14 protein-coding genes and 1 tRNA gene are annotated in these 16284 nt (G+C 63.5%); 3 read left to right on the top strand and 12 right to left on the bottom strand.

From position 1 onward, the window contains the following. Positions 1-24: 24 nt before the first annotated feature. The 4 genes from AB0280_RS00550 to AB0280_RS00535 all read right to left on the bottom strand — a co-directional run bounded on the left by AB0280_RS00550 (position 25) and on the right by AB0280_RS00535 (position 3294). A complete protein-coding gene (locus AB0280_RS00550; protein WP_366307823.1) occupies positions 25-312 on the bottom strand; it encodes a hypothetical protein in 288 nt (95 codons plus the stop codon). 223 nt (positions 313-535) lie between these two features. Continuing rightward, positions 536-1657 (bottom strand): C40 family peptidase, encoded by a 1122-nt coding sequence (locus AB0280_RS00545; protein WP_366365994.1) that lies wholly within the window; start codon positions 1655-1657, stop codon positions 536-538. Beyond that, positions 1657-2187, bottom strand: a complete 531-nt coding sequence (locus AB0280_RS00540) for a hypothetical protein (RefSeq protein WP_366365993.1) — start codon at positions 2185-2187, stop codon at positions 1657-1659. Before AB0280_RS00540 ends, AB0280_RS00545 begins: the two co-directional genes overlap by 1 nt. 219 nt (positions 2188-2406) lie before the next feature. After that, the gene (locus tag AB0280_RS00535) at positions 2407-3294 is read right to left on the bottom strand and encodes a hypothetical protein (protein ID WP_366365992.1); all 888 of its coding nucleotides are present in this window, start codon (positions 3292-3294) and stop codon (positions 2407-2409) included. 181 nt (positions 3295-3475) lie between these two features. Here AB0280_RS00535 and AB0280_RS00530 point away from each other — a divergent pair, with 181 nt between their 5' ends. Further along, entirely contained in the window at positions 3476-3799 is a 324-nt protein-coding gene (locus tag AB0280_RS00530; protein ID WP_366365991.1) for an ArsR/SmtB family transcription factor, read from the top strand. 35 nt (positions 3800-3834) lie between these two features. Here the strand turns inward: AB0280_RS00530 and AB0280_RS00525 are convergent, their stop codons facing one another. Next, complete coding sequence (locus tag AB0280_RS00525) at positions 3835-4332, bottom strand: hypothetical protein (RefSeq protein WP_366365990.1); 498 nt, start codon at positions 4330-4332, stop codon at positions 3835-3837. A gap of 203 nt (positions 4333-4535) precedes the next feature. On the opposite strand from AB0280_RS00525, the gene AB0280_RS00520 reads away from it, so the two are divergent. Next, positions 4536-4859 (top strand): ArsR/SmtB family transcription factor, encoded by a 324-nt coding sequence (locus tag AB0280_RS00520; RefSeq protein WP_366366236.1) that lies wholly within the window; start codon positions 4536-4538, stop codon positions 4857-4859. 217 nt (positions 4860-5076) lie between these two features. Here the strand turns inward: AB0280_RS00520 and AB0280_RS00515 are convergent, their stop codons facing one another. From AB0280_RS00515 to AB0280_RS00500, 4 genes are all read right to left on the bottom strand, one after another. Next, positions 5077-5694 (bottom strand): HNH endonuclease family protein, encoded by a 618-nt coding sequence (locus AB0280_RS00515; protein ID WP_370871767.1) that lies wholly within the window; start codon positions 5692-5694, stop codon positions 5077-5079. Positions 5695-5931: 237 nt separating this feature from the next. Continuing rightward, positions 5932-6204, bottom strand: a complete 273-nt coding sequence (locus AB0280_RS00510; RefSeq protein WP_307489519.1) for a hypothetical protein — start codon at positions 6202-6204, stop codon at positions 5932-5934. 103 nt (positions 6205-6307) lie between these two features. After that, entirely contained in the window at positions 6308-7441 is a 1134-nt protein-coding gene (locus AB0280_RS00505) for a tyrosine-type recombinase/integrase (RefSeq protein WP_366365989.1), read from the bottom strand. 87 nt (positions 7442-7528) lie between these two features. Next, a tRNA-Leu gene (locus AB0280_RS00500) sits at positions 7529-7610 on the bottom strand. 202 nt (positions 7611-7812) lie between these two features. Between AB0280_RS00500 and AB0280_RS00495 the strand changes: the two genes are divergently transcribed. Further along, positions 7813-8418: an ANTAR domain-containing response regulator gene (locus AB0280_RS00495; protein ID WP_009358190.1), complete on the top strand. Its 606-nt coding sequence runs from the start codon at positions 7813-7815 to the stop codon at positions 8416-8418. A gap of 126 nt (positions 8419-8544) precedes the next feature. On the opposite strand, the gene pyk is transcribed toward AB0280_RS00495, so the two are convergent. From pyk to gltB, 3 genes are all read right to left on the bottom strand, one after another. Further along, positions 8545-10053 (bottom strand): pyruvate kinase, encoded by a 1509-nt coding sequence (gene pyk / locus AB0280_RS00490; RefSeq protein ID WP_224025746.1) that lies wholly within the window; start codon positions 10051-10053, stop codon positions 8545-8547. A 77-nt stretch (positions 10054-10130) separates the two neighbouring features. Next, positions 10131-11588 (bottom strand): glutamate synthase subunit beta, encoded by a 1458-nt coding sequence (locus AB0280_RS00485; protein ID WP_159632128.1) that lies wholly within the window; start codon positions 11586-11588, stop codon positions 10131-10133. Beyond that, on the bottom strand, positions 11581-16194 hold the full coding sequence (gene gltB / locus AB0280_RS00480) for a glutamate synthase large subunit (RefSeq protein ID WP_307489524.1): 4614 nt from the start codon (positions 16192-16194) through the stop codon (positions 11581-11583). Before gltB ends, AB0280_RS00485 begins: the two co-directional genes overlap by 8 nt. Positions 16195-16284: the final 90 nt, after the last annotated feature.

Here is a 16284-nt window from a genome sequence, read left to right as displayed (position 1 = left end):
GAGATCGCACTCAACGGGCATGACCTAGAACCCGAGATGAAACGCGGTCTGCGACCAGAGGATGTAGCCATTGATGCCGCCGAGGATAGCGGCCACGGGTCCCGTCCAGAGCAGAATCACGCCGCCGCTGGAGGCCAGGCGCGAGGATTGACTCAGCTTGCCGGCCAGCAGCAGCGCCGCGCCGATGATTGCCACGATGGCGATGATGATGAAGGCACCGACGAGGATGCCGCCGCCTATCTGTTTGAGTGATTCAAGGAAGGGAAAACTCGCGTTTGGCGTGATCCCCGGGTCCACAGCTGCGAGAAACATGGGTGCTCCGTCCGTCCTATTCCAAGGAGTGAGCAGATGAGCTCAGACATTCATGGATGGAGCGGAAGCCAGCGACATGACCGGAACATCGAACACGCCTTTTGGACGGTATGCGACCAGTTGTGAAATGACCCCACTCACCGCTGGGAGGTTGGTCTCCCACAAGGACCTCCTCGGCTGCCCCGCCTCTGGCGCGGACGCCCGCCGGTAACGACGTGAGCCCTCAGCGCGGAAGCAGGTCAAAGTAGGCGGTACCCGAGTTCCAGCTAATGGGATGTAGCAATGTGCCGACGGCAGGGTTCAGAGCACTCCACATCATGCCGTTGCCGGCGTAAATGCCGACGTGCCCCCAGTTGTCCGGTCCTTCCGGATTCTGGACTACCAAGTCCCCAGGCTTAGGGTCATCGACCCGAACCCCAACACGCCACTGCTCTACCCGGGGCAGTTCGATACCAGCCTGGCGGTAGATCCATTGCACGTAACCGGAGCAGTCCCACGCTTTGAATTCGGTGCCGCCCCACACGTACCGTCCGCCCAGGCCTTCCTGAGTAAACCGCAGAATGTCCCGGCGGAGCTGAGGCAGACTTTGCCAAGACGCCGCAGATCTTGCGGCGGGCGCCGAAGATAAACAAGAGTCCGGCTTTGTGTCTGTCTCTAGCGCAGCAACGACTGCTGTCGCTGCCCGCTCCCAACGCGCATAGAGCTCAGGAAAAGCAGATAGCTGGACCGCCTGAGCAGCCAGGCCTTTATCCATTGTCTGCCACCCCGGTATGTCGAGCAGCCCTCGAGGACTTCCTCGGTTAGGTCCTAGAGGGCCGCCATAGAAGGCGCGCGCGTTGTAGAAAGCGTCCATAAGCTGCTCAACACTTCCCCACCCAGCTGCAGGACGCTGTTGGGCCGATCCTATCGAGTCATAATCGCTGCCAACGCCGTCATTCGGAAAATCCAACGAAGCGGGCACGCTGGGATTAGCCAGCACACGCAAACTCGACTCCTGCATTGCCATCATGACGGCGATGATCTGTCCCGAACGAGGTACGCCGAGCTCTTTGCCGACGGCAATATAAGCTCGGGCCACGCTTTCCTGTCGCGACGTCAGCGCGTACAGCACCTGAGCGCCGTCGCGCACCTCCATGCCATGGCTAGTACCCGTACCGGTGCTGACAGATGCAGCAACAGCTGGAACACAAGCCACAGCTGAGTCGCCTCTCATACTCGCGACTAGAGCCACGCTCGCGACGAAGGCCATCAGCGACAAAAGCACACCGGTGGTCACGGCTGCAGTGATTACCTTCAGAAGTGCTCGTCGCCTCACCAGACCCATCACGGCCATAAGACCGATCATTAGTAGACGATCCGGTCTGCGGTGGCATAGAAGGCAACCATGGCGCAACGGTCAGCCGGAGCTGTAACTGCCGGCGGGCAGTTCAGCATGAGCGTTATGGGGGCGGAAAAGGTGTTTCGATCGCTGGTGGTCTGATTGACCACTTGCACGATCACAGTGCACACATGAAGGCCGGTCCAGGGAGGCGGGAATTCTTGAACTTTGGCTAACTCAAGGTCGCAGCGAACAGATTGCCCTGTGGCGCTCTGGCGTGCCGACTGTTGTCCAAGGCTCGTGAAGGAGCTGGCTGTCACGCCAGTGGCCTCGAACTCTTTGACCAAGACCGACAAGGGGTTGGATCCATCGGGAAGCAACTCCCACCACGAACGCACCCGTGCATACACATCCGAGTACGACGACGAACGGCTGTCCCACGTGTAGATCCCCCTTGCTGCCTCTACGGCGAGCGCGCGGAAGTCGCGCGTTGGAGAAAGAGCAACAGGTGACGCGGGTGCCGCCATGTCGGTTTCGCCAGGGACAGCAGAGGGCACGCCCGTTGCTGAGGGCGTCTTGGAAGGTGCCGATGCTGGAGGCGAGCTCGGTACCGGGCTTGGCACCGATGCCGCGCCCGGCCTATCACCCGGCCAGAGCAGGAAAGCGAGGCCGCTAATCAGGAACACAAGGATGAGTCCGGCAAGGATTAGGCGTTGATGGACCACCCTGCGGAATATGGGCACTCCAAGGCTGCCACTCCCCCAACGAGCCACGACTTAGGCAGGCTTCCTGTTGGCTTCGTGCTGGAGCACCCGCCAAGCCGTCCGATACAACTGCCGCGCGAAACCGATATTCACGGCAATATACCGCTCAGTGACACCAAGCTCGGTCGCAAGGGCGGCCATCTGCACAGACCTGGGTAGGCCGCGCAGCCCTGGGCGGACTATGGTCTCCGCGACCCGTCTCAGTACAGCGGTGGGAAGGCAATCGGCAGCGCACCGGCAAAGACCCTCCATGTTTAGCCCCGGCTCGGGGTGGCAGTTCAGCGCAGCATTGATCGTCATAGCGGTCTGCCGCACGACAGTAACGGCATGCCAGCGCCGCCTGTCCCTTGGCGATGGCGGTCCATAGTGCCGGGGCCCCACCAGACTAGAGACAGCGAGTTGCCACGTCTCCTCCTTGACGTTTCTCTCCACCAGGCCGAGCATGGCCTGCGCCCATGCGTGATCGACATACTTCTCTGTGCTGTCCCAACCCAACCCAGCACTGACGACAGCAAGCACTTCAGGTGAAGCATCCGACGTCGTGAAATCCATGAGCAGTGGCAAAGTCTGATGACTGAGTTCGCGCCGAACGTGTGCCGCGCAGATCTTGTTGCAGACGCCTTGGACCCAGGCTTCGAATGGAATTCCCGGCAACTCCCGGTAGCGCCCTTTCGTCACCCCGTCCCATACAGCGACCCGAATGTCCTGCATGAGGTCGTCCAGATCGCACGTTCGCCCAATCCGCGTCAGACGGGAAACGACGTAACCCTGAACACTGTTGACCGCGCTCATGATGCGGTCGATCGGGATATTGCACTCCCCTGCCGGAGGAGGGTTTACCAAAGAGACGTCGACAGTGATGGTCCTGACTGGTCTATCTGGTTTGGCGCCGATTTCCACGACTTCACCACTTTGTTCAGATCGAGTAATTAGCAGAGTCGCGGATAGAGCCACTCGCGGACGTGGATTCGAAGATCCAACAACGATCAGTAAAGCTATAGAAGTTATTGTCGAAGATACTTAAAGTATCGTCAAGGGTGCGGTTCTTACTTTTTCAGCAACCTTCGGGAAGAATGTGGCTATGCCGCGGATTACTCAGCCACACGACGCCGCCTGGTCGGCCGACGTTGAGGCTGCCGTCGCGACATTCGGTAACCGGTCCAGGAACGAAATTCTCCGATTCCTAACGGCCAACGGACCGGCGACACGGGGCGACATTGTCGCCGCAGTCAGCGCCGGGGAACCCAGTGTGGCAAAGCACCTCGCGGCCTTGGAGGAGGCGGGCGTGGTAGTTGTCGACGTCGAACCTGGGCGCCGACACGGACGGTCGCCCCGGTACTCTGCCAACGCAGTCCGAATAAGGGAACTGCTCGACGCGCACCTAAGCTACCTACTCGAGAAGTAGCGGCAACGTTTTGACTGCGGTAGCGCCTATTCGGCCTACTCCGCCGCTTCACCCGCGTCTGACGGCGACCCCGCCGCCGCTTGCTCACCTTCCGGCCACCGGCTTATGTCCCTGTTCAAATACTCTGTGATCGCACGAAGCGTCTCCGGGGACACGTCACCAAGAGCTCTGGCCGCAAAGGTCTTCACACGGGCGGCGCGCAGGGACTTCACAAACTCAAGCTGTGAATCAATGCGCTCGGGCAGGTCAGCAACCTCGCCACCCTGCAGATATCCAGGGTCGACATTGAAGATTTCACACAGAGCTCCAAGCAACGCCGGGTCACTGACCAGTCTCCCCGTGCCGTCCTTCATGTAGAACCAGCGGGCTCTGGAAAGCTTAATTCCCCTGCTCTGCAGCTTCTGCTGAACCTCACGGAACGTGACGGGCTGACCTCGCTCGGCAACCACAACGTCAAGTAAAAGGTTCAAACGCCGCGCCAATTCTGCCTGCGGAGACAAGCCGCCAGTGAATGCCTCTTCATCAGAAAACAAGACGCGCCTCCCTTCTGGTGCAATGGTTCACGCCAACCCTGGTGCCCAGTATTCCGCTGCCAAACGGCGCCCGCAATAACGCCTGCGGGTCGCTTCCATCCCGTTATGGATGAGCGTATCGTTCTCGTGTAGACCCGTCTACAGGTCGTTCAGCCCTCCCCCAACGTCATTCGGTGGTGGTCTCCTTGGTAGAGGACATCTTGATGAACCGGACGCGAAGCCGACTCCTTCGCTTCCTGATCGCACATGGCCCAGCGTCTTGCGGGGTTGCCTCTCTTGCCCTAGGACTGTCGCAGTCGACCGTCCGTCGACAGATCATGCTGCTGTGCGAGGCCGGTTTGGTCAGCCCGCTCGCGGGGTCGTTCAGCGCACAGGTGGAGCAGATTAAAGAGCAGATTCAGGAGCTATCCGCCGGGTTCCATTGTCCTGTTACCGACCTGAGAAGCCCAGATCATGAGGGCGCGCTCTTGTCGGAATCGTCGTTCCACTCCTGCGAATGCCCGGGAACGGCGGAGGAGACCAACTGAACAAGGTCGGGTCGGCTTCTTACCAGACAGAAAGAACGTTCTCTCAACGCCGATACCCTGCCGAAGTGAACGGGCAGTACCACCAACTGGCTGGAGTACGAAAGCACGTACAACTATTGGCGACCACTTCAGCCGTCGCAAAAGCGTGTACGTCAGGATCTTGAATGACCCAGGCAGAAGAACACCCTCACTGGCGGTCGCATAGTGACTTAGACAGCTATGGGCAATTGTTCAGGATGCCAGCGATGGCATCATGCTCGGCTTGGGTGACCCAGAGACTGTATTTCGTTTTGACCGATGTCTGCCGCTCCACGTATTCGCACCGGAACGCTTTGTTCGGGGGAAGCCATGTGGCGGCGTCCTTATCGCCTTTGGCGCTGTTTGTGGGGCCGTCGGCTGCCATGAGGTTCAGCGGGTCGTTCGCGAGTTCTTTGCGCTGGTCGGCGCTCAGCTGCTGGGCGCCTTTCTGCCATGCGTCGCTGAGCGGGACGATGTGGTCGATCTGGATGTCGGAGCTGGTGTCCTGGCCGCGGACAAAGTTGATGGTGGTGCCCGTGTACTTGTCTGCCAGTGTGCCTGTCGCGACGACGCAGTTGTTGGTGCCGGGCTTGAACGTCTCCCCGGTGAGATCGCGGGCGAGAATGTCATTGCGGGTGTCGCAGCCGTTGTGGTCCGTATCCGCCCAAGCGGGTCCGAACTCATCGCGCATGTAGCCAGTCTTCGGCGCTCGGCCCTTGACCGGGATACTCTCAAGCTGGACGAGAGCTTGTGCTGCCGCTTGGGCAGAGCCACCGCGGACAGGCTGAGCGGCAGAGGTACTTGGAGCGGTCCGGATGCCTTCAATGGCATGGGCGGCAACGCCGCAGCCGGCAAGCGGGCCAGCCAACAAGAGGGCGGCAGCAGCGGTCAGGGCTGGGGCAGTCGAGCGGATGATTTGAACGGCCCTTCTGTATTGAGGCGGGTTGCTCCACACTAACTTCCGCTACCTTGTGCAATCGGTAAGAGGACATGTCGTGCCGGCCACACTGGAGCAAGTGGAAGAACCGAACCAAGACGCGCCTGTCAGGCTGAATCAGTTCACCGTGGCCAGGCGGACTTTGGAACGGGTCCCTATGAGCCGCTGCTTGGTCAGTGGTTGCTCCGGTGATTGCTTGGACTCCGCGCCATCAGGAAGAATTTCACTCAGTCTCGCAATTTCCCGGATGTGTTCCGACGTAAAGATGATCTTTCCCTTTCCCCAGCAGGCGTGAGGGAACCGTCCGCTGGTCGCGCCTTCACGCAGCCAAGACTCGGTGCAGCGCATTAGAGCCGCTGCTTCGGCGGGCTCAAAAAATTCAATATCCACAGCGTCTCCCAGGAATAGGTGCACGTTTCTCAGTTCATGCACCCGCCAGGACTCGCCAACATGACCGAATTCCGTAGTCGCCGGCCGATTCATTGAAGGCCCGCTAAAGCCGCTGGAAAGCCGTGACGGACCGCTCCGTGGCATCGGCACTCACTTGCAGTGCCTCAGGCATCAGATGCCCGTAAACCTGCTCGGTAGTCTTCGTGGAGGCGTGCCCTAGCCGGCGCGAGATGGTGAACAGAGGTACGCCGTCCTGGATTAGCCAGGACGCGTGAGTGTGGCGGAGGTCGTGGATCCGTGGGCTTTTGGTCAGACCCATTGCCTGGGCCGTGCGGACAGCGGGGACCCAGTAGTCGGCCCAGTAGAGCTTGTGGACGATCCGTCCGCCCGTGGGCGTCGTGAACACCAGGTCCTTTCCTGGTCTGCTTGCCACCAGCGGTATCAGCAGCTCCACAAGCGCCGGGTTCAGCCCGATGGTCCGCTTGCCAGCGCCGGTCTTGGTCGGGCCAACGTAGAACTGGTTCTGCCCATCCCGCTTCCAAGCCTTGTTGATACGAGCGGTGGGCGGCTTCGAAAGCAAGTCGACATCCGCCACGGTCAATGCGGTGGCTTCTCCGAAGCGGGTGCCGGTCATGACCAGGAAGTCCGTGAAGGCCTTGTAACTCTCCCCCATCCCCTCCATGATCAGCCTGTACTCGGCATGCGTCAGGAACATGGCCTCATCTTCAGCCTTCTCAATGTTCGGCAGCTGCACGCCCCGGCAGGGATTGCGGCTGATGTAGCCGAGCATCTCGGCAGTGTTCATCGATGCCGAAATCAGCCCATGGATGTTGTGGATCGTCTTGGGCGCCTTGCCCTTGGCCATCATCGACTTCACCCAGTGCGCGATGACGCGGTAGTCGAGCTTGTCCACGGGAACGTGACCTACGACTGGCCGGATATGGAGATCCAGCATGGTCTGGTACGTCTTGACCGTTCCGCTCGATGGACGGACCAGCAGGTCTATATGTTCCTGGATGACTTCCCCCACAGTGGGCGGACGTTTCTCATTCGTCAGGATGGCGTGCTGAGCAATCTCGAAAGACTGGCCGTTGGCGTCCAACAGCCGCTTAAGGGTCTCCGCCTCGGTAAGAGTGGCTACCGTAAGGCCTTGGGCGGTCTTGGTTTTCTTATCCCGCCAGCGAACCATGTAGGACTTCGAACCGTCCTTTTTGGTGCGAGTACTGATGCTGGCCACACTCAAAACGGTACGCTCGTGTACACACTTTGGCTGATTTTGTACACGCACAATCCTTGAACAGGCCTCTGACCTGCGGAAACACTGTGCCCGAGGTGGGACTCGAACCCACACACCTTTCGATACCGCATTTTGAGTGCGGCGCGTCTGCCAATTCCGCCACTCGGGCGCGGATTACGTGCAGTCGAAGTACGCCCACAGCTGACTGTGAGCAACGCGATCGCTTCACGTACGCGGAATTACTCTACATGCAGATAGGCTGAATTCCAGAATCGCGCCGCCGTCGCCGCAAACGAACCCCTGCAAGCCAAGTACAGCCGCGGTGGCACCTAAGATAGTGATGTCCCGCCGTACCTTTTCAAGGAGATCCCGTGACTGAACAGACGGAGTCCAAGCCCACGTCCCAGCCGGCGCGCCGCGTCATTGTGGCAGAGGATGAAACCCTCATCCGCCTCGACATCATCGAGATCCTGCGCGGTGAAGGCTACGACGTTGTGGGTGAGGCGGACAACGGCGAGAAGGCCGTCCAGCTCGCCGAGGAACTGAAGCCTGACCTGGTCCTCATGGACGTGAAGATGCCCGTCATGGACGGCATTTCCGCGGCCGAGAAGATCGTCAAGGCCCGCATCGCCCCCGTGGTGCTGCTGACCGCCTTCAGCCAGAAGGAACTGGTGGAGCGTGCCCGCGACGCCGGCGCCATGGCCTACGTGGTCAAGCCGTTCACGCCTGCCGACCTCATCCCGGCCCTGGAGATCGCACTCTCCCGCCACGAGGAAATCAAGGCCCTCGAAAGTGAAGTGTCGGACCTTCAGGAGCAGTTCGCCACCCGCAAGCTCGTCGAGCGCGCCAAGAGCCTGCTGACCACCAAGATGGGCCTGACGGAACCGGAAGCCTTCCGCTGGATCCAGAAGACCTCCATGGACCGCCGCCTCAGCATGCGCGAGGTCGCCGAAACCATCATCAACCAGGTCAACTAGCGCTTCAGCTGGCCCGCGGAAACGCACGACGGCGGGCCAGCCTCGCACAGGCAGGTCACCGAACCAGCCAACCACCACAACGAAAAAGGACCCCTGCCAACCGGCAGGGGTCCTTTTCGGTGAAGCCTAGGCCTGGGCGGCCTGGTTCTTCTTCTTCTTTTCCGGCCAGGGGCCGAGCTTCTCGCGGTTGCTGCCGGGCTCGCCGCCCTGGCTGCCGGCATCGGCGAGGTCGCCCACCTTGTGGACCTTCAGCATGTTCGTGGAGCCGGCTTTTCCGGGAGGTGAACCGGCGGCAATGACCACCAGGTCGCCGTCGTCCACCAGGTCCATTTCCAGCAGGCTGCGGTCAACCTGGGACGTCATCTCATCGGTGTGGCCCACCATGGGGACCAGCACCGGCTGGATGCCCCAGGTCAGTGCGAGCTGGTTCCACACGTGCTCCACCGGGGTGAAGGCAAACACGGCCTTGATGGGCCGCAGGCGGGAGAGGCGCCGGGCGGAGTCGCCGGACTGGGTGAAGGTACAGATGTACTTCGCGTCCAGCTGGTCGGCGATTTCGACGGCGGCACGGGTGATGGCGCCGCCACGGGTCTTGGGCTTGGTCCCCAGCGGGGGGACGCGCTCCAGGCCATGAACTTCGGTGGACTCGATGATCCGGGCCATGGTCTTGACCGTCTCGATCGGGTACTTGCCCACGCTGGTCTCACCGGACAGCATGACGGCGTCAGCACCGTCCAGCACGGCGTTGGCGCAGTCGGACGCCTCTGCACGGGTGGGGCGCGGGTTGTCGATCATCGACTCCAGCACCTGGGTGGCCACGATGACCGGCTTGGCCCAGCGGCGTGCCAGTTCCACGGCGCGCTTCTGGACGATCGGCACTTCCTCCAGCGGCAGTTCCACGCCAAGGTCGCCACGGGCCACCATGATGGCGTCGAACGCGTCGATAATCTCGGGCAGCTGCTCCACGGCCTGCGGCTTTTCGATCTTGGCGATGACCGGCACGCGGCGGCCTTCCTCGTCCATGATCTCGTGCACGCGGGTGATGTCCGAGGCATCCCGGACGAACGAGAGCGCCACCAGGTCAACCCCGCGGCGGATGGCCCAGCGGAGGTCATCCTCGTCTTTTTCGCTCAGTGCGGGGACGTTGACTGCCACGCCGGGGAGGTTGATGCCCTTGTTGTTGGACACCATGCCGCCGACGGTCACCTCGGCGACCACCTTGACGTCGTCGACCTCGATGGCGCGCAGCGCCACCTTGCCGTCGTCGATCAGCAGGGCGTCGCCCACGTTGACGTCCTCGGTGAGGCTCTTCAGCGTGGTGGAGCAAATGTCCTTGGTGCCGGGAACATCCTCGGTGGTGATGGTGAAGATGTCGCCAACAGCGAGGGCGTGCGGGCCGTCAACAAAGCGGCCCAGGCGGATCTTGGGACCCTGCAGGTCGGCCATGATGGCCACTGCCTTGCTCAGGTCGGACGCGGCCTTGCGGACGTTCTCGTACGTGTTGTCATGCACGGTGTAGTCACCGTGGCTCATGTTCATGCGGGCGACGTCAACGCCGGCCTCCAGCACCGCGAGGGTGTTTTCGTAGCTGGCAATTGCCGGGCCGAACGTAGCCACAATTTTTGCGCGTCTCATATACCTACCCTATTGGTCTCTTGCATTGGTTGAGTTGTCTGCGAGGTGAACCCTCGATGCATCCCCCGGGACAGTGGTCAGAGGACAGCGATGGCGCGGTCCGTTGGCGCGACGGGTGCGGGAAGGATGGTGCTCCCCATCAGGTACTTGTCCACGGCGGCGGCGGCGGCGCGGCCTTCGGCGATGGCCCACACGATCAGGGACTGCCCGCGGCCGGCGTCACCGGCAACGAACACGCCCTCGGTGTTGGTCATGTAGTAGCCGTCGCGTGCCACGTTGCCGCGGCCGTCGAATTCAGCGTGCACCTGTTCGGTGATGCCGGCAGGTTCGGCGCCGGTGAAGCCCAGGGACAGGAACACCAGGTCGGCGGGGATGATCCGCTCGGTGCCGGCCTTGGGGAGCCGCTTGCCGTCCACGAACTCGGTCTCGGCCACCTTGACCCCGGTGAGCTTGCCGTTTTCGCCCACGAACTCGACGGTGGAGGCGAGGTAGGTGCGTTCGCCGCCTTCCTCGTGTGCGCTGGCCATCTCGAAGAGGGTGGGGAACGTCGGCCACGGCTGGTGGCTGGCCCGCTCGGCCGGCGGCTGCTTGCCGATGGCCAGGGTGGTGACGGAGGCGGCGCCGTGGCGATGGGCGGTGCCCAGGCAGTCGGCACCGGTATCGCCGCCGCCCAGGATCACCACGTGCTTACCGTGGGCGTTGATCTGGTTCTCGATGGTTTCCCCGGCCACCGCGCGGTTGGCGGGCACCAGGTAGTCCATGGCGAAGTGGACGCCGTCCAGGTCTCGGCCCGGGATGGGCAGGTCACGCGGAACGGTGGCACCCGTGCACACCACGACGGCGTCGTAGCGCCTGCGCAGCTGCTCCCAGGTGACGTCGGTGCCCACGGACACGCCGGTCCGGAACCGGGTGCCTTCCGCCTTCATCTGCTCGACGCGGCGGTCCACCTGCTCTTTTTCCATCTTGAAGTCGGGGATGCCGTACCGCAGGAGGCCGCCGATCTTGTCGTCCCGCTCGTAGACGGCAACGGTGTGGCCCACCCGGGTGAGCTGCTGGGCGACGGCCAGGCCGGCGGGACCGGAGCCGACCACCGCAACAGTCTTGCCGGTGAGGCGGGCCGGCGGCAGCGGGTTGACCCACCCGTTGTCCCAGGCCTCGTCGATGATCGACACTTCCACCTGCTTGATGGTCACGGCGGGCTGGTTGATCCCCAGCACGCAGGACGCCTCGCAGGGCGCCGGGCAGAGCCGGCCGGTGAACTCGGGGAAGTTGTTCGTGGCGTGCAGGCGCTCGATTGCCTCATCGCCCTTGTCCCGCCACATGAGGTCGTTCCACTCGGGGATGAGGTTGCCCAGCGGGCAGCCCTGGTGGCAAAAGGGAACACCACAGTCCATGCAGCGTCCGGCCTGGGCTTTCAGCGTGCCCTTTTCCTGCGCCTCGTAGACCTCTTTCCAGTCCATGATGCGGACGGGAACGGGGCGGCGTGGCTGGGTTTCACGCTGGCGTACTTTCAGAAATCCGCGTGGATCAGCCACCGGTAACCTCCAGGATTCGAGACCATACTTCTTCGCCGTCGGGGTCAAGGCCCTCTTCGATGGCGTCGAGACGGGTTTGCAGCACGGCCGCGTAGTCGCGCGGCAGCACCTTGGTGATGCGGGCGGCGGTGTCATCGAAGTTCTCGAGGAGGCGTGCCGCCAGCTGGGAGTCAGTTTCTTCCACGTGCTTGACCAACAGGCCGTGGACGATGTCGCGGTCCTCGGAGTCCAGCTCGCGCAGCTGCAGTTCGCCGGACTCCAGCGCCTGCTTGTTGACGCGGGTGGTCCGCAGGTCCAGGACGTAGGCGGTACCGCCGGACATGCCCGCGCCGAAGTTGCGGCCGGTGCGTCCGATGATGAGCGTCTGGCCGCCGGTCATGTACTCGCAACCGTGGTCGCCAATGCCTTCGACGACGGCGGTGGCACCGGAGTTGCGCACCAGGAAGCGTTCGCCCACCTGGCCGCGCAGGAACATCTCACCGCTGGTGGCGCCGTAGCCGATCACGTTGCCGGCGATGACGTTGGTCTCCGCCTTGAACACGTTGGTACGGTCCGGACGGACGATGATCCGGCCGCCGGACAGGCCCTTGCCCACGTAGTCGTTCGAGTCGCCGTACAGCCGCAGCGTGATGCCCGCGGGCAGGAAAGCGCCCAGGGACTGGCCCGCAGTGCCGTTCAGCGTGACGTCGATGGTGTCCGTGGCCAGGACATCGGTACCGAAGGTCTTGGTGACGACGTGGCCCAGCATGGTGCCCACCGAACGGTCGGTGTTGATGACGTCCACGGTGATCTTCACCGGGCTGCGGTCGGTCAGGGCCTCGGTGGCCATGGTGATCAGGCGCTGGTCAAAGTGCTTGTCCAGCTCGTGGTTCTGCCCGGTCATGTTCCGCAGCGGCGCGTCGTCGTCGAACTCCAGGCCGTGCAGGATCGGGTCCAGGTCCAGGCCGTCGGCCTTCCAGTGGTCCACCGCGTCGCGGGTGTCCAGGACCTCGGCATGGCCGATGGCCTCCTCGAGGCTCCGGAAGCCAAGCTCAGCGAGGATTTCGCGGACTTCCTCGGCGAGGAACTCGAAGAAGTTGACCACGAATTCCGGCTTGCCGCTGAAGCGGGCGCGCAGCTCGGGGTTCTGGGTGGCGACGCCCACGGGGCAGGTGTCCAGGTGGCAGACGCGCATCATGATGCAGCCTTCCACCACGAGCGGCGCGGTGGCGAAACCGAACTCCTCGCCGCCCAGCAGGGCGGCGATGACGACGTCGCGGCCGGTCTTGAGCTGGCCGTCCACCTGCACCACCACGCGGTCGCGCAGGCCGTTGAGCATGAGCGTCTGCTGGGTCTCGGCCAGGCCAAGTTCCCAGGGAACACCGGCGTGCTTGAGCGAGTTCAGCGGCGAGGCGCCGGTGCCGCCGTCGTGTCCGGAAACAAGGACGACGTCGGCCTTCGCCTTGGTCACGCCGGACGCCACGGTGCCGATCCCCACTTCGGAGACGAGCTTTACGTGGACACGGGCCGAGGGGTTGGCGCGCTTGGCATCGTAGATGAGCTGCGCCAGGTCCTCGATCGAGTAGATGTCGTGGTGCGGGGGCGGGGAGATCAGGCCGACGCCGGGGGTTGAGTGCCGCGTGCGGGCAACCCACGGGTAGACCTTCTGCGCCATCAGCTGGCCGCCTTCGCCGGGCTTGGCACCCTGCGCCATCTTGATCTGGATGTCGTCGGCGTTGGTCAGGTAGAGGCTGGTCACGCCGAAACGGCCGGACGCGATCTGCTTGACGGCAGAGCGCCGCTTCGGGTCGAGCAGGCGGTCCACATCCTCGCCGCCCTCACCGGTGTTGGACTTGCCGCCCAGCTGGTTCATGGCGATGGCCAGCGTCTCGTGGGCCTCCTGGGAGATGGAGCCGTAGCTCATCGCGCCGGTGGAGAACCGCTTGACGATGCTGGAGACGGGCTCCACTTCCTCAAGGGGAACGGACGGGCGCTCATTCTTGAACTTGAGCAGGCCGCGGAGGGTCATGAGGTTGGTGGACTGGTCGTCCACTCCCCTGGTGTACGCCTTGAAGATGTCGTAGCGGCGCTCACGCGTGGCGTGCTGCAGCCGGAAGACGGTCTCCGGGTTGAACAGGTGCGGCTCGCCGTCGCGGCGCCACTGGTACTCGCCGCCGCCCAGGAGCGGGCGGTGCGGCTGTTCGATGCCGCCTTCCGGGTAGGCCATCTGGTGGCGGGCGGAGACCTCGGCTGCGATGACGTCCAGGCCCACGCCGCCCAGCTGGGAGTGCGTGCCGGCGAAGAATTCGTCCACCAGTTCCTGGCCCAGGCCCAGCGCCTCGAAGGTCTGGGCGCCGGTGTAGGAGGCCACCGTGGAGATGCCCATCTTGGACATGATCTTCAGGACGCCCTTGCCCAGGCCCTTGATGAGGTTGTAGACGCCGTCCTGCGGGGTCACCCCGGTGACGTCACCGGCCGCGATGAGCTGCTCCACGGATTCCATGGCCAGGTACGGGTTGACGGCGGAGGCGCCGTAGCCGATCAGGACGGCCACGTGGTGCGTCTCGCGGACGTCACCGGCCTCGACCACCAGGGCGGTCTTGGTGCGGTTGGCGCTGCGCAGCAGGTGGTGGTGCACGGCGCTGACCAGCAGCAGCGACGGGATGGGCGCCCACTGGGCGTTGGAGTCACGGTCGGAGAGCACGATGTACTGGACACCGCGGTTGATCGCACCGGAGACCTGCTCGCAGATTTCGGTGAGCCGGGCACGGAGCGCGTTCTCGCCGCCTTCGGGGCGGTACAGGCCGCGGACCTTCATGGCCACGCGGTTGCCGTCGGCGTCCTCGATGTTGGCGATCTTGGCGAGCTGGTCGTTGTTGATCACCGGGAAGGGCAGCTGGACCTGCGGCTGGCGGACCTGCTTGGTGTCCAGGAGGTTGCCGTTGGGTCCGATGGCGCAGGTCAGCGACGTGACCAGTTCTTCACGGATGGCATCCAGCGGCGGGTTGGTGACCTGCGCGAAGGACTGCACGAAGTAGTCGAAGAGCAGGCGCGGGCGCTTCGACAGCACGGCCACCGGGGTATCGGAACCCATGGCACCCAGGGGCTCGGCGCCGGTGCGGGCCATGGGGCCCAGCAGGATCTTCAGTTCCTCGGTGGTGTAGCCGAAGGTGCGCTGGCGGATGTTGACGGACGCGGCGGTGTGCACCACGTGCTCGCGCTCGGGCAGGTCGTTGAGGTCGATCAGGTTGTCCTTGACCCACTCGGCCCACGGGTTGGCCGCGGCCACTTCAGCCTTGACCTCTTCGTCGTCAATGATGCGGCCGGCCTCGGTGTCCACCAGGAACATCTTGCCCGGGGACACACGGCCCTTCTTGACCACCTTGGAGGGTTCGACGTCGATCACGCCCACCTCGGAGGCGAAGACGATCAGACCGTCCTCAGTGATCCAGAAGCGGCCGGGACGCAGTCCGTTGCGGTCCAGGGTGGCGCCCACCAGGTTGCCGTCGGTGAAGGAAACAGCGGCGGGGCCGTCCCAGGGTTCCATCAGCAGCGAGTGGTACTCGTAGAAGGCGCGGCGGGCCGGATCCATGGTGGCGTGGTTTTCCCAGGCCTCAGGGATCATCATCATGATCGAGTGCGTGATGGGGCGGCCGGACAGCCACAGCAGTTCCGCTACCTCGTCAAAGGAGGCGGAGTCGGAGGCGCCGGGGGTGCAGATGGGGTACAGCTCTTCCGGCGAGTCACCCAGCAGCGGGTTGGCAAGCTGGGACTGCCGGGCGCGCATCCAGTTCCGGTTGCCCTTGACGGTGTTGATTTCACCGTTGTGGGCGATGGTCCGGAACGGCTGCGCGAGCGGCCAGGACGGGAAGGTGTTGGTGGAGAAGCGTGAGTGGACGATCGCGAGCTTGGTCTTGAAGCGCTTGTCCGACAGGTCCGGGTAGAACGGCTCCAGCTGGGCGGTGGTGAGCATGCCCTTGTAGACGATGGTGCGCGAGGACAGCGACGGGAAGTACACGCCGAACTTGTTCTGGGCGCGCTTGCGGATGCGCCAGGCGCGGGAGTCCAGTTCCTTGCGGTCCAGTTCCTCACCGTTGGCGGATGCCAGGAACGGCTGGGAGAAGTAAGGCATGCAGGCACGGGCCATGGCGCCCACGAGGTCGGCGACAACCGGCACCTCACGCCAGCCGAGGACCTTCAGGCCCTCATCCGCGGCCAGGCCTTCGATGCCTGCCTTGGCGGCGTCGGCCTCCCGCTGCTCGGCCGGAAGGAAGGCGGTACCGGCAACGTACTGGCCGGGTGCCGGCAGCTCGAATTCGGTGACGGCCCGGAAGAACTCGTCGGGGATCTGCATGAGCAGGCCCGCGCCGTCGCCGGTTCCCTCGTCGGCGCCCACGGCACCGCGGTGCTCAAGGTTGCGCAGCGCGGTGAGGGCGGCATCGACGATGTCGTACCCGGGTTCGCCGCGAAGGGTGGCGATGATGGCGAGGCCGCACGCGTCCTTTTCCTGTTCCGGGTTGTACAGCCCGGCGGCCTCCGGCATGGCGGCGAAGCGCTTGAACGGCGACAGTGCAGCCCCGGGCTGATCCGGTTCGGACCAGCTGGGAGTGTTAAGAGTTTGGGTCATGGGAGACGTCCTTCCTCCTGATCGTGCGTATGGAAGGGACACCGTTGGCCCCACTCGTCGGCGCCGTTGCAAGGGCACAACAAAGTGTTG

The organism is Pseudarthrobacter sp. 902506025, from assembly GCF_040702325.1.
In the GTDB taxonomy this organism is placed as follows: Bacteria; Actinomycetota; Actinomycetes; order Actinomycetales; family Micrococcaceae; genus Arthrobacter.
The sequence above is the reverse complement of the archived record's forward strand: the minus strand, read 5'-3'. Positions and strand labels throughout refer to the sequence as shown.